This window comes from Nocardia sp. NPDC057227 (assembly GCF_042669725.1).
Lineage (GTDB): Bacteria > Actinomycetota > Actinomycetes > Mycobacteriales > Mycobacteriaceae > Nocardia > Nocardia asteroides_A.
Genome location: NZ_JBHUXA010000007.1, coordinates 131,461 through 149,585 on the forward strand (window position 1 = coordinate 131,461; position 18,125 = coordinate 149,585).

At 73.4% G+C, this 18,125-nt stretch carries 19 protein-coding genes; 10 read left to right on the plus strand and 9 right to left on the minus strand.

Going from position 1 to position 18,125, the window contains the following annotated elements; all coding sequences use genetic code 11:
- Positions 1–8: 8 nt before the first annotated feature.
- The 4 genes from ACFUJ1_RS12600 to ACFUJ1_RS12615 are packed head-to-tail and all read left to right on the plus strand — an operon-like array spanning position 9 to position 3,605.
- On the plus strand, positions 9–1,610 hold the full coding sequence (locus ACFUJ1_RS12600) for a serine/threonine-protein kinase (protein WP_378645168.1): 1,602 nt from the start codon (positions 9–11) through the stop codon (positions 1,608–1,610).
- A gap of 41 nt (positions 1,611–1,651) precedes the next feature.
- Entirely contained in the window at positions 1,652–1,798 is a 147-nt protein-coding gene (locus tag ACFUJ1_RS12605; RefSeq protein WP_378645170.1) for a hypothetical protein, read from the plus strand.
- 36 nt (positions 1,799–1,834) lie between these two features.
- A complete protein-coding gene (locus tag ACFUJ1_RS12610) occupies positions 1,835–2,812 on the plus strand; it encodes an NAD-dependent epimerase/dehydratase family protein (RefSeq protein ID WP_378645172.1) in 978 nt (325 codons plus the stop codon).
- Between the two features lie 22 nt (positions 2,813–2,834).
- Positions 2,835–3,605 carry a maleylpyruvate isomerase family mycothiol-dependent enzyme gene (locus ACFUJ1_RS12615; protein WP_378645174.1) on the plus strand — a complete coding sequence of 257 codons (771 nt, stop codon included), beginning with the start codon at positions 2,835–2,837 and terminating at the stop codon, positions 3,603–3,605.
- Here ACFUJ1_RS12615 and ACFUJ1_RS12620 read toward each other — a convergent pair.
- Entirely contained in the window at positions 3,586–4,482 is an 897-nt protein-coding gene (locus ACFUJ1_RS12620; protein WP_378645175.1) for an NmrA family NAD(P)-binding protein, read from the minus strand. The two genes, ACFUJ1_RS12615 and ACFUJ1_RS12620, sit on opposite strands and share 20 nt — an antisense overlap.
- Positions 4,483–4,577: 95 nt before the next feature.
- Here ACFUJ1_RS12620 and ACFUJ1_RS12625 point away from each other — a divergent pair, with 95 nt between their 5' ends.
- Entirely contained in the window at positions 4,578–5,105 is a 528-nt protein-coding gene (locus tag ACFUJ1_RS12625; RefSeq protein WP_378645177.1) for a TetR/AcrR family transcriptional regulator, read from the plus strand.
- Here the strand turns inward: ACFUJ1_RS12625 and ACFUJ1_RS12630 are convergent.
- Positions 5,004–6,032 (minus strand): RNA polymerase sigma factor, encoded by a 1,029-nt coding sequence (locus tag ACFUJ1_RS12630; protein WP_378645179.1) that lies wholly within the window; start codon positions 6,030–6,032, stop codon positions 5,004–5,006. The genes ACFUJ1_RS12625 and ACFUJ1_RS12630 overlap by 102 nt on opposite strands.
- A 41-nt stretch (positions 6,033–6,073) precedes the next feature.
- On the minus strand, positions 6,074–6,931 hold the full coding sequence (locus tag ACFUJ1_RS12635) for a haloalkane dehalogenase (protein ID WP_378645180.1): 858 nt from the start codon (positions 6,929–6,931) through the stop codon (positions 6,074–6,076).
- A 137-nt stretch (positions 6,932–7,068) separates the two neighbouring features.
- Here ACFUJ1_RS12635 and ACFUJ1_RS12640 point away from each other — a divergent pair, with 137 nt between their 5' ends.
- Together ACFUJ1_RS12640 and ACFUJ1_RS12645 are read left to right on the plus strand one after the other, a co-directional pair.
- Positions 7,069–7,425 (plus strand): PadR family transcriptional regulator, encoded by a 357-nt coding sequence (locus ACFUJ1_RS12640; RefSeq protein ID WP_378645182.1) that lies wholly within the window; start codon positions 7,069–7,071, stop codon positions 7,423–7,425.
- Entirely contained in the window at positions 7,422–8,768 is a 1,347-nt protein-coding gene (locus ACFUJ1_RS12645) for a permease prefix domain 1-containing protein (RefSeq protein ID WP_378645183.1), read from the plus strand. The genes ACFUJ1_RS12640 and ACFUJ1_RS12645 overlap by 4 nt, the downstream gene beginning before the upstream one ends.
- Positions 8,769–8,813: 45 nt before the next feature.
- Here ACFUJ1_RS12645 and ACFUJ1_RS12650 read toward each other — a convergent pair whose 3' ends face one another.
- Both ACFUJ1_RS12650 and ACFUJ1_RS12655 read right to left on the minus strand, forming a co-directional pair.
- Positions 8,814–10,175 (minus strand): NtaA/DmoA family FMN-dependent monooxygenase, encoded by a 1,362-nt coding sequence (locus ACFUJ1_RS12650; protein WP_378645185.1) that lies wholly within the window; start codon positions 10,173–10,175, stop codon positions 8,814–8,816.
- Positions 10,176–10,186: 11 nt separating this feature from the next.
- Positions 10,187–11,401, minus strand: coding sequence for an LLM class flavin-dependent oxidoreductase (locus ACFUJ1_RS12655; RefSeq protein WP_378645186.1), 1,215 nt, complete (start codon positions 11,399–11,401; stop codon positions 10,187–10,189).
- A gap of 240 nt (positions 11,402–11,641) precedes the next feature.
- Here ACFUJ1_RS12655 and ACFUJ1_RS12660 point away from each other — a divergent pair, with 240 nt between their 5' ends.
- The gene (locus tag ACFUJ1_RS12660; RefSeq protein WP_378645188.1) at positions 11,642–12,352 is read left to right on the plus strand and encodes a GNAT family N-acetyltransferase; all 711 of its coding nucleotides are present in this window, start codon (positions 11,642–11,644) and stop codon (positions 12,350–12,352) included.
- 3 nt (positions 12,353–12,355) lie between these two features.
- On the opposite strand, the gene ACFUJ1_RS12665 is transcribed toward ACFUJ1_RS12660, so the two are convergent.
- Complete coding sequence (locus ACFUJ1_RS12665) at positions 12,356–13,093, minus strand: 2-phosphosulfolactate phosphatase (protein ID WP_378645189.1); 738 nt, start codon at positions 13,091–13,093, stop codon at positions 12,356–12,358.
- Positions 13,090–13,536 carry a hypothetical protein gene (locus ACFUJ1_RS12670; protein WP_378645191.1) on the minus strand — a complete coding sequence of 149 codons (447 nt, stop codon included), beginning with the start codon at positions 13,534–13,536 and terminating at the stop codon, positions 13,090–13,092. Before ACFUJ1_RS12670 ends, ACFUJ1_RS12665 begins: the two co-directional genes overlap by 4 nt.
- 39 nt (positions 13,537–13,575) lie before the next feature.
- Here ACFUJ1_RS12670 and ACFUJ1_RS12675 point away from each other — a divergent pair, with 39 nt between their 5' ends.
- Together ACFUJ1_RS12675 and ACFUJ1_RS12680 are read left to right on the plus strand one after the other, a co-directional pair.
- Positions 13,576–14,238 carry a lysophospholipid acyltransferase family protein gene (locus ACFUJ1_RS12675; protein WP_378645193.1) on the plus strand — a complete coding sequence of 221 codons (663 nt, stop codon included), beginning with the start codon at positions 13,576–13,578 and terminating at the stop codon, positions 14,236–14,238.
- A 95-nt stretch (positions 14,239–14,333) separates the two neighbouring features.
- Positions 14,334–16,505: a molybdopterin-dependent oxidoreductase gene (locus ACFUJ1_RS12680; RefSeq protein WP_378645349.1), complete on the plus strand. Its 2,172-nt coding sequence runs from the start codon at positions 14,334–14,336 to the stop codon at positions 16,503–16,505.
- Here ACFUJ1_RS12680 and ACFUJ1_RS12685 read toward each other — a convergent pair.
- Together ACFUJ1_RS12685 and ACFUJ1_RS12690 are read right to left on the minus strand one after the other, a co-directional pair.
- Positions 16,490–17,233, minus strand: a complete 744-nt coding sequence (locus ACFUJ1_RS12685) for an amidohydrolase family protein (protein WP_378645195.1) — start codon at positions 17,231–17,233, stop codon at positions 16,490–16,492. The two genes, ACFUJ1_RS12680 and ACFUJ1_RS12685, sit on opposite strands and share 16 nt — an antisense overlap.
- A 4-nt stretch (positions 17,234–17,237) precedes the next feature.
- Positions 17,238–18,092, minus strand: coding sequence for an SDR family oxidoreductase (locus tag ACFUJ1_RS12690; RefSeq protein ID WP_378645196.1), 855 nt, complete (start codon positions 18,090–18,092; stop codon positions 17,238–17,240).
- Positions 18,093–18,125 lie beyond the last annotated feature (33 nt).

An 18,125-nucleotide genomic window follows, 5' to 3' on the forward strand; every position in this document is an offset into this window, starting at 1 on the left:
CATACGGAATGGAGGGGACACCGTTCGGCCGGTACCGGCTGCTCGATCTGCTCGGCGCGGGCGGCATGGGCCGGGTCTACCGGGCGCACGACACCGGCACCGACCGGACCGTCGCGCTCAAGGTGCTGCCCGAGCAGTACGCCTCGGACGCCGGGTTCCGCGAGCGGTTCCGGCGCGAGGCGCACGCCGCCGCCCGGCTCACCGACCCGCACGTCATCCCGATCCACGACTACGGCGAGATCGACGGGCAGCTCTTTCTCGACATGCGGCTGGTCGACGGCACCGACCTGGGGAAGATCATCGCTGCGGGGCCGCTCGCGCCCGCCGACGCCGTGCACTACGTCGAGCAGGTCGCGCAGGCGCTCGACGCCGCGCACCGGGCCGGGCTGCTGCACCGCGACGTCAAGCCGTCGAACATCATCGTCACCGCCACCGGTTTCGCCTACCTCATCGACTTCGGCATCGCCAAGGATCTGGCCGCGACCGGGATCACCAGCACCGGCACCACCATCGGCACCTTCACCTACATGGCGCCGGAGCGGCTCGGCGCGGCCGAGGTCGATGCCCGCGCCGACGTCTACGCGCTGGCCTGCGTGCTGCACCAGGCGCTGACCGGGCAGCTGCCGTTTCCCGGCGACAGCATTCAGCACCAGATCGTGGCGCACCTGAACACGCCACCGCCCGCACCCTCGCAGGTGCTTCCCGGGGTGCCCGCGGAGTTCGACGCGGTGATTCGGTGCGGGATGGCGAAGGAGCCGGATGCGCGGTACGCCACCGCGGGGGCGCTCGCGGAGGCGGCGCAGGCCGCGTCGGGTGCGGGCAGCCGGGGGCGCCAGGCCCGGACGGCGCCGACGGTGCTCGGGCCGTTGGTGCCGGAACGCGGGCACCGCACCGCGCCGACCGAACTCGGATCGGGCTCGGTAGTACCGGCCGAGCACGAGACCCGGACTGCGCCGACGGTGCTCGGGCCGGGGCCGGAGCACCGACCGCAGCCCGCGGCGACGATGCCCGGCACCACGCGCGGGCGGCGGAAGTGGCTGGTCATCGGCGCGGCGGTAGCGGTGCCGATGCTCGCGATCGCGACGGTCGCGGTGCTGATCCTGCGCCCGGATCCAACCGGCTCCGCCATCGGCCCCGCCGACGCCACCGGCTCTGCCACCCTCACCGGCTCCGCCATCCCCACCGGCTCGGCCAACCCCACCGCTTCCGCTACCGGCCCCACCGCTCCCGCGACCACACCGACCGCCACCCCGCCTGCCGCGGCCCCGCTCACCACCCTGCCCATCCCGCCCGGCCCCCCGGTCGAGGACGCGATGGCGAACTTCGTCCGCGCGCACTACGCCGACCTCCCCGCCGACCCCGCCGCCAGCTGGACCCGCTTCACCCCCGCCTACCAGCGCAGAATCGGTCAGACCGCGCACACCGAGTTCTGGTCGGGCATCGCCGCGCTCGCGGTCACCGTCACGGGCGTGGACGCGCCGCGCAACCGGGTCTCCCTCGACATGGTGCTGACCGGGACGGACGGCAGCGTCCGCCGGGAACAGCGGGTCCTCACCCTGCAACCGGACGGCGGCTCCTACCTGATCGTCGCCGCCGAGCAGATCAACTGAATCCCGCGTATTCCGTAGCCCGAATGGGTAAACCCGCCTCCGTGACCGAACCCGGAAACACCACAGCGCCCGATCTCGGCGAGCACACCGACACCACGCACCCCGACGACTACGAATCCGAGCAGCGGAAGGTCCCGGAGAACGAGGACGTCGACGACGACGCCGGCGACGTCGAGCCCCCCGACTGACTGTTTCACCGGTGGCGGCGCGGGCATCCCGGCTCCATGGGAATCACCGTCGCCGTCACCGGTCCGACCGGTGAGATCGGCATCTCCGCCGTCACCGCGCTGGAAAACGACCCCGCCGTCGACCGGATCATCGGCATGGCCCGTCGCCCCTTCGACCCGGCCGCGCACGGCTGGACCCGGACCGAGTACCGGCGCGGCGACATCCTGGACCGGGCCGCGGTCGACGCCCTGGTCGCCGACGCCGACGTCGTGATCCACCTGGCCTTCGTCATCATGGGCTCGCGCGCGGAGAGCGCCCGGGTCAACCTGGCGGGCACCCGCAACGTCTTCGCCGCGACCGTGGCCGCGGGCCGACCGCGCCGCCTGGTCTACACCTCCTCGGTCGCCGCCTACGGCTACCACCCGGAGAACCCGTCGCCGATCACCGAGGACGTGCCGCCGAACGGCTCCCCCGAGCACTACTACTCCGAGCAGAAGGCCGCCTGCGAGCGCGCGCTGCTCGAGCTCACCGCGAACTCCGGCCTCGAGGTCTACGTGCTCCGCCCGTGCATCGTCGCCGGGCCGAAAGCGCCCGCGCTGCACGACCTTCCGTGGGAGCAGGTGCCCGGCCCGATCCGCGCGCTGATGCGCTCCGCGCCGCTCTTCAAGCCGGTCATCCCGGACCCGGGGCACCCGCTGCAGCTGGTGCATCACGACGACGTCGCCGCCGCGATCGCGCTCGCCGCCACCACCTCCGCCGCGCCCGGCCCCTACAACATCGCGGGCGATGGCACCCTCACCCTCTCCGAGGTCGCCACCGCGCTCGGCGGCCGCCCGGTGCGGGTCCCCGCAGCGACCGCCACCCTCGCCTCCGCCGCGCTGGCCCGGCTCCCCTTCATCCCCGCCACCCTGGAGTGGCTGCACATCGTGCGCACCCCCGTGGTCATGGACACCACCCGCGCCAAGCGCGACCTCGGCTGGCAGCCGACGCACACCGCGGCGGAGACCCTCGCCGCACTGGCCGCCTCCCGCTGACCCGCCCTGGTTGGAGGGGGCCATGACCGACCGCGCCGCCGTCATCGACACCGAGTCCCGTCGGCTCGCCGAGGTCCTCTCCGCCACCGACCCGGAGCGCCGCTGCCCCACCTGCCCCGAGTGGACCGCGGCCGACCTACTCTGGCACCTCACCGAGGTGCACCTGCTCTGGTCTGCCGTCCTCGGCCTCGACATCCGCACCGACGCCGACGTACAGCGCGCCGAGAACGCCAAACCCGCACGCCCGGAGCGACTCCCGGAGCTTCTCGCGCCGCGCGAACAAGCCACCGCCGCCCTGCTCCGCGAACTCGCCCGGCACGACGACGCCGAACCCCGCTGGTCCTGGTGGTCGCCCGATCGGACCGTCGGCTTCACCCGCCGCATGCAGACCTACGAGGCCACCGTGCACCGCGTCGACGCCGAACTCACCGCAGGCCTTCCGCTCTCCCCCATCACCCCCGAGGTCGCCGCCGGAGCCGTCGACCACGCGGTGGACGTCATGTGGGGCTGGCCCGCCGACGGCGCGGGCTACCACCCCACCGCGGTGGTCGAATTGGTCGCGAGCGACACCGGGCAGCGCTGGCTCGTCGAGGTCGGCACCTGGACCGCCGGGCAGGACGAGTCCTACGCCCGCGCCGTCCGGGCTACCTCGGGCGAGCCGCGGGCCACCGCCACCGCCACCCTCACCGACCTCGCCCTCTGGGCTTGGACCCGCGGCGGCTCTGCCCACCTCACCGGCGAGCAGGATGCGATCGATGCCCTGAATGTCCTTGTCAAGCAAGGGATGCAGTAGCCCAGTCCCGGAAGGACGTGGTGGGCAGCCCGAGCGCGCGGGCGAACTCGGGCCGGGCGGGGGCGGTGTGCGCGGTCATGTACCGCTGGGAGCGGGCGAATTCGGCGGGCAGGCCGCGGGCGACGGCGTCCTCCGGGCTGTCGGGGAGGGCCAGGGTGCCCCCGCGCGCCGCGGCGAGCAGGGCGGCCGCTTCGCGGAAGGTGAGCAGGTCACCGGCGAGTTCCAGCTCGACCCCGGCGAAGCGATCCGGGTCGGCGAAGGCGGCGGCCGCCGCAGCGCCGATATCGGCGACGGCGACGAAGGGCTGCGGGCGGTCCGGGTCGACGGCGAGCAGGAGCCGGTTCGGGTCGGCCGGGTCGTAGTAGAACGAGCCGGGCGTGAAGTTCTCCATGAAGGTGGCCGGGCGCAGGATGGTCCAGGCCGGGAAGCCGCTGTCGCGCACGATCTCCTCCACGGCGGCCTTGCTGCGCCAGTAGTGCGGCATGTGCGCACCCCAGCGGCCGGTGTCCAGTTCGGCGAGGTCGGCGCCTGCGGTGCCGGAGACCGAGGTGTGCACCACCTGCCGGACGCCCGCCGCCCGTGCCGCGGCGAGCAGCGTGCGGCCGTGCCCGAGTTCGGCGTCGCCGAGCAGGTCGGCGAGGTCGGGGGTCTGCACCGAGAACACCGCGTGAGCGCCGGAGACCGCCGCCGCGATCGAGTCCGGGTCATCGAGGTCGCCGCGCACCAGGGTCGCGCCGAGCGTCTCCAGCTCCCTGGCGCGCGGCGCCGCGGCGTCGCGGACCAGCGCGTGCACCGGTATGCCGCGGGCGAGCAGCGCCAGCGCCGTGGCTCCCCCCTGCCTGCCGGTCGCCCCGCTGACCAGTACGAATGGTTCCATCGGTACTCCCTCGAATGAAATGGGGTGGTACCCCACTTTCTCCGGGTTACGATATGGGGCACCACCCCGTTTTGTCGAGCGATGCGGAGATCCCGGTGAGCGCACAGCGCGCGGATTGGCAGCGCAATCACCGGCGCCTGCTGGAGGTGGCGGCGGCCGTGGTGGCGCGGGACGGCGCGGACGCTTCGCTGGAGGCCATCGCGCGGGCGGCCGGAATCGGCTCCGCGACCCTGCACCGGCACTTCCCCAGCAGGCACGCGCTCCTGGACGAGATCTTCCTCGACGGGGTGACCGCGCTGTGCCGCCGCACGGGCGAACTGGGCGACGAACCGGGCCGGGCGCTACTTCGCTGGATTGCGGAGCTCACCGTCTACGCCGCGAGCACCCGCGGCCTCGCCGCCACCCTCGCGGCCGAGCGCGCGAGCGGCGAACTCGACTGCCACGGAGTTCTTTTCGACACCGCGACAACCCTGACCGAGCGCGCCGCAGGCACCCTCCGCCCCGGGGTGACGGCGAGCGATCTACTGCGGCTCTCCACCGCCATCTCCACCGCCACCGAGGGCGACCCGGAGACCGCCCGCAGGCTGATCCGGCTGGCGCTGGCCGGTATCGCGGTCGAGTAGCGGGAAACGCCCCGAACGGAGCAGTGCGACAACGCCTTCGACCTTCTCCGCCGGGGCGGCGTAGTCCGGGTGCGCGCGGAAGACGGCGGCCGCGTCGTGCAGCCGGACCATCTGCCGCTCGGCCGCTGCGGCGTCGCGTCCGCCGGGGGTGACCGGGTGGCCGGTGAAGGCGGGGCGGGCGGGGTCGATGCGGCCGCGCGCGGTGGCGGCTTCGATCCGTCGGGTGCAGCGGCAGCGGGCCCCGCTGTCGACCCGGCCGCAGTTGGCGGTGAGGAACGCGCCAAGCCTGGCCCTGGTGCGCTGCAACCGCTTCCGGTACGCCGCCGGCGTGATGCCGAGGATCCAGGCGGCATCGGCCGAGCTCAGCTCGAAGACCTCGGCCAGCACGAAACCGACCCGTTCGGCGCGGTCCAGGCACTGCAGCATGGCCTGGCTGCACTGCAGCCTGACCTCGGTGGCGAGCACCTCGGCCTCGGGGCCGCGGTGATCGGCGGTGGCGAGGCCGTCGAGCAGGGTGTTCGCGAAGATCTGCAGGTCGATGCCGCCGCGCTCCTGCGGGGAGCGGCGGCGCTGGTTCAGCAGGTGGTTGACGCCGATCCGGTAGGCCCAGGTGAGCAGCGCCGCCTCGCCGCGCCAGGTGGCGAGGTGGGTGAGCACGCGGAGCAGGATCTCCTGGGTGGCGTCCTCGGCGTCGGCGCGGTTGCCGGTCATCCGCAGCGCCAGCCTGTAGAGCGGGTCCTGCAGCCGCCGGAGCACCGCCTCGACCGCCGCGACCTCGCCGCCCACCGCCCTGGTCACCAGCTCCGCGTCATCTGGATCCGCGACCCCGCCACCGGTCGCCCCAGCGATCTGTCGGGTGATGCCCGGCTCGGTGACCCCGCCACCGGTCGCCCTGGCAACCGGTTCAGCCTCGGCCTCGTCCACCATGCCCCGATCGTCACCCCCGCCCGACCCCGCCGCAACCGCGCTCACCCGACCGACCCGATCCGGCGCAACCACCCCGCGACGGCGGCGCCGATCTCGTCCGGCCGCTCCTCCGGCGCGTGATGCCCGGCCGCCCCGATCGACACCACCTCCACCGCGGCGAATTCCTCCGAGGCCCAGTCGATGACCTCGGGCGAGCCGAGCCCGACCCCGTTCTCGACCGCCATCAATAGCTTGGGCACCTCCGGCGACCCGGCCATCCACCGCCCGTACCGCTCGACGATCGCCACCACATCGGCGGGCTCCCCGTCCAGCGGGAACTCGCGCGGCCAGGCGAGCATGGGCAGCCGCGACGCGGGCGTCGGGTACGGCGCCCGGTAGACGTCGAGATCCGCCGGCGTCAGCCCCGGCACCTGGGCGGGCAGGTTGAACTCGAGGAACATGTTCTCCCGCAACACCATCCCCTCCCCCTCCGGCGAACGGAACCGACGGAAGAGCTCGGCCCCCCGCGGCGGCAACTCGGCCCAGCGCAGCGGCCGCAGGAAGGTCTCGACCAGCGCGATCCCGCGCACCCGCCCCGGGTGCCTGGCCGCCCAGTCCATGCCGATCGCCCCACCCCAGTCGTGGCCGACGAGCACCACCTCGCCGGGGGCCACCGCGTCGAACCAGGCATCCAGGTAGCGGGCGTGATCGGTGAACCGGTACCCGATCTGCGGTTTCCCGGAGTCCCCCATCCCGATGAGATCCGGCGCGAGGCAGCGATGCGCACCGGAGACGTGCGGCAGCACATTCCGCCAGATGTGGGACGAGGTGGGGTTCCCGTGCAGGAACACCACCGGGACGGCACCGCTGCCGGTGTCGATGTAGTGCAGGAACGAGTCGAGAACGGGCAGGGCAGGCACGGCGGCATCCCTTCGTCGGGGTCGGATACCGGTTCAGACACCGCACCCGGCCCTCCGTGACCGTGATCCGCGTCACCCATACCTCGAGCTGCTAGGCTGACCCGCACATACCTAGCGGAACTAGGCATAGGGGTGCCATGTATATCGACAAGGACCTGGTGGCGGCGTCGGCGACGCCGCTCGTACTCGGCATCCTCGCGGACGGCGAGTCCTACGGCTACGCGATCCTGGAGCGGGTCCGGGTGCTCTCCGGCGGACGGATACAGTGGTCGGACGGCATGCTCTACCCGCTGCTGCACCGGCTGGAGCGCTCCGGCTACCTCGCCGCCACCTGGGGCGAATCCCCGGCCGGACGGCGGCGCAAGCACTACGCCATCACCCCGGCCGGCCGCGAGGCGCTCGCGCAGCGGCGCAGCCAGTGGGTGGTGGTGGCCGAGGCGCTGGACCAGGTCTGGCGCGGCCTCCCCCCGGTCACCGCGGGCAGCCCCGCGTGACCGACGTGGCGCTGGAGGCGCAGATCGGGCAGTGGCGCGGCTACGTCGTGCGGCACTCCGTGATCTCGGCCGCGGACGCCGACGAGATGGAGGACCATCTGCGCGACCGGATCGCCGAACTCACCACCGCCGGGCTGGAGCCGGACGAGGCATTCCTGGTCGCGGTGAAGCGCATGGGCCGGGTGGACGACATCTCCCGCGAGTTCGCCCGCGAGCACTCGGACCGGCTGTGGAAGCAGCTGGTGCTGCCGCCCGCCGCCGAACGCACCGGCGGCCGCAAGCCCGACCTCGAGCTGCTGGTGGTGCTCGCGCTCGGGCTCGGCGCCGGGCTGATGCTGGAGCTCGTGCGGCTGCTCGAACCGGACGACAACGTGGTGGCGCGCAACATCGGGCTGTTCGTGCTGCCCTTCCTCGCGCTCTACTTCGCGTGGAAGCGGCGCATGCCGCTGCGTGCGGCGGCGCTGCTGCCGGTGCCGTTCCTGCTGGCCGGGGTGCTGCTCAACGTCTACCCGTTCGTCGAGGACGGTGATGTCGAGATCGTCGTCATCGTGCACGCGCCCATCGTGCTGTGGCTCGCGGTTGGCTTGGCCTATCTCGGCGGTGACTGGCGCTCGGACCGGCGCCGAATGGATTTCGTGCGGTTCACCGGCGAGTGGGTGGTCTACCTGACGCTGCTCGCGCTCGGCGGCGGCGTGCTGATCGGGCTGACCGTCGGCGCGTTCGACGCGGTCGGGCTGAACGCCGAGGACTTCGTGGTCGAGTGGGTGCTGCCGATCTACGCGGGCGCCGCGCTGGTGGTGGCGGCCTGGCTGGTCGAGGCCAAGCAGAGCGTGGTGGAGAACATCGCGCCGGTGCTGACCCGGGTTTTCACCCCGCTGACGATCCTCATGCTGCTGGCGCTGCTGGTGGCGCTGGCCGCGAGCGGCAGCGTCGCGGACGTGGATCGCGGCCTGCTGATCACCATGGACGCCATCCTGATCCTGGTGTTCGGGCTGGTGCTCTACGCCGTCTCCGCGCGCGACCCGCTGCGCCCGCCCGACCTCTTCGACCACATGCAGCTGCTGCTGATCGCCCTCGCGCTCGCGGCCGATCTGCTCATGCTCGCCGTGATGACCAGTCGGATCGCCGAGTTCGGCGCCACCGCCAACAAGACGGCCGCGCTCGGCATGAACCTGGTGCTGCTGGTGAACCTGGCCGGGGCGGCCTACCTGGCGTGGGGTTTCCTGCGCCGCAGGCGCGGCTTCGCCGACATCGAGCGCTGGCAGACCGGCTACCTCCCGGTCTTCGGGATCTGGGCGGCGGTGGTGCTCGCGCTCTGGCCGCCGCTGTTCGACTTCGCCTGAGCCGGGGCCGGGACGGGCGGCACGGTGCCGCCCGTCCCGGCGCGGTCAGGCGTCGGCGGCGACGCGGTCGGCGTTGCGCAGGCCGAGGTTGTCGCGCAGCGTGGTCCCGCTGTACTCGGTGCGCAGCGCGCCGCGCTCCTGGAGCAGCGGCACCACCCGGTCGACGAACTCGTCCAGCCCGGTCGGCACCAGGTGCGAGCCGAGGATGAAGCCGTCCGAGCCGTCGTTCTGCACGAAGTCGTCGATCTGCTGCGCCACCTGCTCCGGCGTGCCGACCAGCGGACCGCGCTCGAACTGGTCGATGACCACCTCGCGCAGCGAGAGCTTCTTGGCCTCCGACACCTCGCGCAGCTTCCGCACGGTGGCGAACCGGTCCTGGTGCACGAAGGCGCGGCCCTGGATGATCGGCGGCGCCTCCGGGTCCGGCTCGATGTCGGGGACCGGGCCGTCGGGGTCGAAGGCGGAGAGGTCGCGGTTCCAGATCTGCTCCAGCAGGATCAGCGCGGTCTGGCCGGTGACCTGCTGATTGCGCACCTCGTGGTACTTCTCGATCGCCTCGGCCTCGGTGTCGCCGAGCACGAAACTCGCCGAGGGCAGGATCTTGATGTCATCCGCCTGCCTGCCGGCCGCCACCGCGCGCGCCTTGATGTCGCGGTAGAAGCCGGCTGCCTCCGGCAGCTTGCCGTAGGGCGAGAAGACGGCGTCGGCATTGGCCGCGGCGAAGGCCCGGCCCTGCGGCGAGACCCCGGCCTGCAGCAGCACCGGCCTGCCCTGCGGGCTGCGCGGCACGGTGAACCGGCCCTCGATGTCGAACTGCTGGCCGCGGATGGCGAAGGCGCCCGCGTCCGGCCTGGCCAGGAACTGCCCCGACTCCTTGTCGGCGACGATGTCGTCGGCGGCCCACGAGTCCCAGAGCTCGCGCACCGCGTTCACCGTCTCCTCGGCGCGCACGTAGCGGTCGTCCCGGTGCAGGAAGCCGCCGCGCCGGAAGTTCTGCCCGGTGAAGGCGTCGAACGAGGTGACGACGTTCCAGGCGGCCCGGCCGCCGGAGAGGTGGTCCAGGCTGGCGAACTGCCTGGCCAGCTCGTAGGGCTCGTTGAAGGTGGCGTTGATCGTGCCCGCCAGCCCCAGGTGCTCGGTGACGGCGGCGATCGAGGCGAGCACGGTGAAGGTGTCCGGGCGGCCGATGATGTCCTGGTCGAAGACCTGCCCGGCGCGCTCGCGCAGGATCAGCCCCTCGGCGAGGAAGAAGAAGTCGAACTTGCCGCGCTCGGCGGTGCGCGCGGTGTGCTCGAAACTGGAGAAGTCGATCTGGCTGCCTGCCTGCGGATCCCACCACGCGGTGTGGTGGTTGACCCCGCCCAGGTAGGCGCCGAGGATGACCTGCTTGCGGTTGCTGCTGCTCATGGTGGCCTCGCTCAGGCGGTCGCGTAGCGGTTGGGAACGGTGGTCGGCAGGTCGAGCACGGCGCGCAGGCCGCCGTCCGGGTAGCCGGTGCGGAAGGCGCCGCGCCGCTGTAGCGCGGGGACGAGGGCGGCGGTGATCGCGGCCAGGTCGTCCACGGCGACGCCGGGGCGCAGCCGGAAGCCGTCCAGCCCCTGCCCGCCCCAGGCGGTGAGCAGCTCGGCCAGCTCGTCGGCGCTGCCGGTGAAGACGGCCGCGTCCGAGCGGTACTCGGCGCCCGCGTGCTCGTTCAGCCTGGCCAGCCGCTGCGCACCGCGCTCCGCTTCGGTGTCGAGGAAGACGACGAGGTCGGCGAAGATCCGCAGCGGCTCGCCGCTCCGCCCGACCTGCTCGGCGGCCGCGGCGACCTGCGCCACGATCGGCGCCGGGCCCTGCGCGCGGCCCGGTGTGACGAAGACCAGATCGGCGCCGCGCGCGGCGAATTCGTAGACCAGCGGGGCGTGCGCGAGCGCCGTCACCACCGGCTGGCCCTGCGGCGGGCGCGGCGTGATGGAGGGGCCGCGCACCGAGAAGAAGCGGCCTTCGAAGTCGATGCGGTGCAGCTTGTCCCGGTCGATGAAGCGACGGTTCTCGACATCGCGGATCTCGGCGTCGTCCTCCCAGGAGTCCCAGAGCCTGCGCACCACCTCGACGACGTCGGCGGCCTCCTCGAAGAGCTCGGGGACGTGCGCCGGGTAGGTGCCGGTGGCGATGGCCTCGGCGTGCTCGGCGGCGGTGAGATCGCGGATCTCCCTGCGGCCGAACTGCTTCGCCTCGGAGCCGGAGGCGGAGACCCTGGCCTGCCAGCCCGCTCGGCCGCGCGAGGTGAAGTCCAGCGTGGCCAGCGCCTTGGAGACGTGGAACGGCTCGGTGTGCGTGACCGTGACCGTCGGGATGAGCCCGATGTGCCGGGTCACCGGCGCCACCCGCGCGGCGATCAGCTGCGCGTCGATCCTGGCCCTGACCTGGTCGGTGGAGTCGGGGTGCTCGTCGTGCCAGTCGCCGGGCGTGCGCAGGCTGTCCTCGATGGTGACGAAGTCGAGCAGCCCGGCCTCCGCGGTGCCGACCAGGTCGGTCCAGTACCCGGGGGTGAAGAGCTCGGTGGGCCGGGAGTTCGGCTCCCGCCATGCGGCCGGGTGCCACCCGGCACCGTCGAGCGCGACGCCGATGTGGAGGGGTTTCGGTGCCATCGTCTCCCGTTTCTGTGCGCGTGGATGTCACCCCGTGCAACGTCGTCCGGCGGTGCCGCGAACGTCGTGAACCGGGCCGTCCAACCGGACCCGCTGGTCGCCACGGGTGTCAACGATTCGGATCAGCTCGAGCGCGCGGGAACAGCGGCCCGAATGGAATTGCGGTGAGCGCAACCCGTGCCCGCGATCGTGCGCCTCGCTAACGTCCGAGGTCGGACACCGTTGCAGGAGGAGCGTGCGTTGACCATCGACACGGCCATCGAACCCGAGATCGCACTGCACCCGCTGGACGACCCGGTGCGGTCCTCGCTGCGCGGCGCGCACCGCCGCTTCGCCACCTGGACCGGGCGCATCGCCCGCTACCACCCCGAGGTCGCCAAGTTCGTCGGCCACCCGCCCGCCCTGGACGACCGGGACTGGCTCGATCTCGCCACCGTCCTCGGCCCCGGCGGCAGCACCGGGCTGCGCGGCTTCGGCCACGTGATCCCCGCCGACTGGACCGTGCTCAGGGAATTCGACTCCGTCCAGCTCGACGGCAGCGCCCTGCGCACCGAACCCGACCCCACCCTCGACGTGCTCACCGCCGCCGACGTCCCGGAGATCCTGGAGCTCATCGCCCGCACCGAACCCGGCCCGTTCGCCCCGCGCACCATCGAGATGGGCAGCTACCTCGGCATCAGGGAGCGCGGGCGGCTGGTCGCCATGGCCGGGGAGCGGATGCACCCGGCCGGGTGGACCGAGATCAGCGCGGTCTGCACCGATGCCGAGTTCCGCGGGCGCGGGTACGCGTCGCGGCTGGTGCGGGCGGTCGGCGCGGTGGTGCGCGAGCGCGGGGAGGTGCCGTTCCTGCACGCGGTGGCGCACAACCACACGGCCATCAGCCTGTACGAGACGTTGGGGTTCACGCTGCGGAAGCGGTCCAAGGTGACGCTGGTGCAGGCGCCGGGCTGAGGCTCAGCGGCAGGCGGCCGACCGGAACCGCTCCCCGTCCAGCACCGGCACCACCCCGCTCACCCCGGCCTCCCCCGCGATCGCCACGTCCTCCGGGAACCCGCCCGCGATCAACTCCCGCCCGGAGGCACACGCGCGCAGCGCACTCCCGACCTTCCCCTCGACCGCCCGCCACGCCAGCACCGCCATCCGCGCCTCCGGCGAGAACCCCTCCTGGTCGGGGAGATTCGCGAGCACGGCCCCCGCGCCCCACAGATCCTCGACGGCGGGCCGCAGGGACCCGTCCGGCCAGCGCTCCCCCGCCGCCACCACGGCGACGCTGCGCCCCGCCCCGACCCACCCGGCCACCGCGGCGGCATTCCGCAGCGACGCCCCGGCACACAGCGACCCCGCCGCGGCGAGCCGATGCGCGATCGTCGAACCGTTGGGCGAGGGCAGCACCAGCCGCTCGAAGGGCTCGGCCCGGCGAATGGTCCCCGGCGAGAGGCTCACCTGCCCCGGCCCGGCCACCCGGCGCCCGACCGCGCCGACCGCGCCCCGCGCGGCGGCGTACTCGGCGACCCCGTCGTGTCCCCACCGGTACGGGAACACCTCGATCCCGAGGTCGGCGGCGACCGAGAGCGTGGTGGTGAAGGACAGCACGTCGACCACGACGGTCACCTCGGCGCGCACCGCCTCCGCGCCGACGGGCCCCCAGTCGAAACGGACCCGGTACTCCCCCTGCCGATGCTCGGGATTCACCGCGGCAGCAGCGAGCGGAGGTGCCCCTCCCAGACCTTCGGCTCGCGCACCCACCAGGCCACGCTGTCGCCGTCGACGGAGATCCGCAGCAGGTCCTGACGCACCGACTTGCCGTTGTGCGAGCGCACGACGTCGACCCCGGTGACCGCGGTGAGCGGAATCTCCAGCGGCTCGGACGATCCCGCACGCCGGAACCACAGCCGCTGCCCGGTGAGCACCAGCGCGCCGTTGCCCCGAATCTGCTTACCGCCCTTCGACTCCCAGCCGAAGTAGTTCGCCATGGCGTCGCTGCGCAGCACCTCGCCGGGCGCGAAGGCGGTCTCGACGGCGTTCGCCGATGACCGCTTCACCCGGCCGGTGACCAAGACGACGGTCAGTGCGATGACACCGCCGACCAACCCGACGATAACAATGACCAGAAGCACGATCAGCAGGATTGTCACGGCCGCAGCCTAACCGGCGCGGGCCGGGGAGGAGCGAGCATGACGCGCGAGCAGGATCGGCGGCGCCCGGCCGGGCTCGGGCTGCGGGCCTGGGTCACCACGAAGCTGGTGCGCCGGGTGCTGCGGTTCCTGGCCTGGTCGCGCATCGTCCGGGTGACGGTGATCGACCGCGAGATGGTCCCGGTGCGCGGGCCGGTACTCGTGGCGAGCAACCACATCTCCATGCTGGACGCGGTCTTCCTCTGGGGCGCGCTGCGCCGCCGCGCCATGGCGGTGGCCATGGCCGAGCTGTGGACCTGGCCGGTGGTCGGGGTGCTGGTGCGCAGGCTCGGGCACATCCCGGTGATCCGCCGCGACCCCGACTCCGGCCGCGCGGCGCTGGAGCAGGCCGAATGGGTGCTGCGCCACGGCGGCGTGCTGATCATCTACCCCGAGGGGCGCTGCGTGCGGCCCGGCGAGGTCGAGCCGTACAAGCCGGGCGTGGCGAAGCTCGCTTTCAGCACCGGGGTGCCGATCATCCCGGTCGGCACCACCGGCACCGACGACGTGCTCCCGCTGCGCGGCGCGGACGGCAAGGGCCGCTTCGACCGCACCCGCCCGGTGACCATCCGCTTCGGCCTGCCCATCGATCCCGCCGACTTCGATTCGCCGGAGGCACTGCTGACCCACCTGCGCGAGCGCATCGAGGAGCTGCGCGGCTGACCACCCCTCGACAGACGGCCGGATCCCTCGTACCGTTCCGAGAACGGAACTCTCCTCGAAGGAGAACGTAAGGAGCCGCCGTGGCCGCCGAGCCGATCCCGCAGACCCGCTACACCTTCTGCCGCTACTGCCCGGCGGCCTGCGGGCTGAAGGTGACCGTCGAGGAGAACCGGGTGCGCACCATCTTCCCGGACAAGCAGAATCCGCACAGCTGGCGCGATTTCTGCGGCAAGGGCCGCACCGCGGGCAAGCTCGTCGAGCACCCGCGCCGGATCCTGGCGCCCATGCGGCGGGTCGGGGACGGGTATGTCGAGGCCACCTGGGAGGAGGCGCTCGCCGATATCGCGGCCAGGATGACCGCGCTGGTCGAGCGCGGCGGGCCGGACGCGGTCGGCGCCTACTACGGCAACCCGGCCGGCTTCTCCACCTCGAACCTGGTGTTCATGAACGCCTGGCTGGACGGGATCGGCACGCAGAGCCGCTACGCCGTCGGCTCGGTCGACCAGAACGCCGCGCACGTGGTGGCCGACGCGCTCTACGGCTCCCCGATCATGATCCCGACCTCGGATATCGACCGCTGCGACTACTTCCTGCTGGTCGGCGCCAACCCGGCGGTGAGCGCCTGGAACTGGCTGGAGTCGGCGCCCGGCGGCTGGCAGCGGGCCCTGGAGCGACAGCGCGCGGGCGCCCGGATCGTGGTGGTCGACCCGCTGCGCACCGAGAGCGCCGACCGGGCCGACCTGCACCTGGCCGTGCGGCCGGGCCAGGACTGGGCGCTGCTGCTCGCCCTGGTCGCGGTGATCCTCGGCGAGGGGCTCGAGCACCGCGGCGACCGCGCCGACCTGGTCACCGGCCTGCCCGAGCTGCGCGCCATGGCCGCCGCGGCCGACATCGACGACCTGGCCGCCCGCTGCGACATCCCGGCGCCGCTGATCCGCGAGGTGGCCAGGGATTTCGCCACCGCCCCCGCGGCCATGGCGGTCACCCGCACCGGGACGGCGCTGCACACCTCGGGCACCGTCGCCGAGTGGCTCGGCCACGTCCTCAACCTCGTCACCGGCCGCATGGACCGCCCCGGCGGGCGCCGCTTCGAGCCCGGCGTGCTGGACGCGCTGCGGATCACCGCGCTCGCCCCGGCGACCCCGCACCGCAGCCGGATCGCGGGCCGCCCGCTGGTGGCCGGTGCGCACGCGCTGAGCGAGCTGCCCGCCGAGATCACCACGCCCGGCCGCGGGCAACTCCGCGCACTGGTGCTGAACTGCGGCAACCCCGTCGTCTCCGGCCCGGACGGCGCGGCGCTCGACGCCGCGCTCGCCGATCTGGAGCTGCTCGTCGCCATCGACGTCGTGCAGCGGGAGAGCCACCGGCACGCGCACTGGCTGCTCCCCGCCACGCACTGGCTGGAGCGCGACGACCTGCTCGCGCTCACCAGCGGCATGCACGACGAGCCCTTCGTGCACTACGGCCGCGCGGTGCTGCGCCCGCCGCCGCAGGTGCGCGAGGAGTGGCGGATCTTCCTCGATCTGGCGCTCGCCATGGACGTTCCGCTGTTCGGGGCCCGCGGACTGAACGGCTTCGTCCGCCTCACCCGCCTGCTGGCCGCGCGCACCGGCCGCCCCGGGCTCGCCTTCGGCGCCCACTGGGTGGACCGGCTCATGGTCGCCTCCGCGCGGCGCTTCGGCGGGCGCAGGCCGCGCTGGCGGGAGATCGCCGCCGCGCCGCACGGGCTCGTGCTCGGCCCACGCGAGTACGGGCACTTCCGCAAGGCGCTGCGCACCGAGGGCAAACGGGTCCGGATCGCGCCGCCGGAGTTCATCGCCCGCACCCGCGAGCTGCTCGCCGAGCCGGTGCCCGCGGCCCCGCCGGAGTTCCCGTTCCAGCTCGGCAACCGCCGCCGCAGGCACTCGATGAACTCCTGGCTCAACGAACTCCCCGGCCTGCACCCCGGCGGCAAACGCAACGACGCCCTGCTGCACCCCGACGACGCCGCCGCGCTCGGCATCGCCGACGGCGACCTTATCCGGATCAGCTCCCGCACCGGTGCCATCGAGCTGCGGGCCGCGCTGAGCGACCGGCCGCGCCGCGGCATCGTCGTGGTCGACCACGGCTGGGGCTCCCGCGTCTTCGACCCGCGCGGCGGCGCGGGCCCCGAGGTGCACGGCGCCAACCGCAACCTGCTCGCCGACGCCACCGTCGACCCGCTCTCCCAGACCGCGGCGCTGAACGCGGTGCACGTCGCGGTCGAGCGGGTTCAGCCGAGCCGGTAGAAGGCGGCGGCGTTGTCCCACAGCACGGCCGCCGCGTGCGCGCCCGCCACCTCGGCCACCAGGTCGAGATCGGCGTCGGCGAACGGCCTGCGGGCCCGGGTGGACGGCAGGTCGGTGCCGGTGAGCAGCGCGGACGGGTCGACCTCGAGCACGGCGCGCATCGCAACCGCCGGATCGAGCTCGACCCGCCCGAACCCGGTCGCCTTCACCTTCACCCCCCGCTCCACCAGCCGCAGCAGCTGCGGCAACCCGTCCGCGTGCAGCCCGAGGTGGTCGATGCTCACCGCGGGCAGCGCCGCGATCGTGCCCGCCAGCTCCGCCAGGTCCCGCGCGTCGATGTAGAGCTCCGCGTGCCACCCGGCGACCTCGTACACCCGCCGCGCCAGCCGATCCAGCTCGGTCGGCGCCGCCGATCCCCCGCGCCGCACGTTGAACCGCACCGCCCGCACCCCCGCCGCATCCAGCTCCGCGATCTCCGCGTCGGTGACCTCGGCCGGAACCTGCGTCACGCCGACGAACCCCGGACCGAGCTCCGCTAGCGCCGCCCGCAGATACCCCTGGTCGAAGCCCTGGAATGAGCCGGAGACCACCGTACCGCCCGCGATCCCGAGCCCCGCGACCCGCTCCCGGTAGTGCGCCGCGGTGAACTCCGGCGGCAGGTAGCCGTTGTTCTCGGTCAGCGGGAAGCGCGGGTCGATGATGTGCAGGTGGGCGTCGAAGATGCGCATCCGATTACCCTAGGGCGCGCTCGCGGGCCAGGAAGGCGCGGAAGGTGGTGGCGGGGCGGCCGGTGAGCCGTTCCACCGTATCCGTGACCGTCGCGAGTCCACCCTTCGCCACCTCGGCGAAGAGCGCGGCGACGTCGGCGGCGAAGGGGGCGGGCAACCCCTGCGCGACCAGCGTCTCGGCGAATTCCGCCGCGGGCAGGTCCCGGTAGCGGACCGCGCGCCCGGTCGCGGCGGTGAGCTGGGCCGCGATCTCGGTGTGGCTGAGCGCCTCCGGGCCGGTGAGCACGAAGGTCTCGCCCGCGTAGCCGGATTCGAGCAGCGGCGGCACCGCGCAGGCCGCGATGTCGGCGGCGTCGATGTAGGCGATCCGGCCGTCGCCGTAGGCACCGACCAGATCACCGTCCGCGCTGAAGGCGCCGGTCCCGGTGCGGAAGTTCTGCATGAAACCGGAGGGCCGCAGGAGCACCCACTCCGGCCCTGCCACGCGCAGCCGCTCCTCGAGCACCGCGTGCGCCCCCTCCGCGAGCAGCCCGCCCGCCCTGGCCCCCTGCACCGACACCTTGACGATCCGCCGCACCCCCGCCCGCACCGCGGCCTCGATCACCGCGCCCTGCTGCGCGATCATCGGCTGCGGCCCCGGTGCTGGTACCGCGCCCGGCGAACAGAGGAAGACCCGGGTGACGCCGTCGAGCGCGCGGTCGAGCGAGGCGGGGTCGTCGAAGTCGCCCGCCGCCACCGCGCCGGGCAGCTTCGCCCGCGCCGGATCGCGGACGAGCGACCGGAACGCCGCCCCGCGCCGATGCAACTCCGCCACGAGCGGACGGCCGATGGAACCGGTCGCACCGGTCACCAGGATCATGTGGTCTGCTGAAGTCGAAACACCCTCGGAATA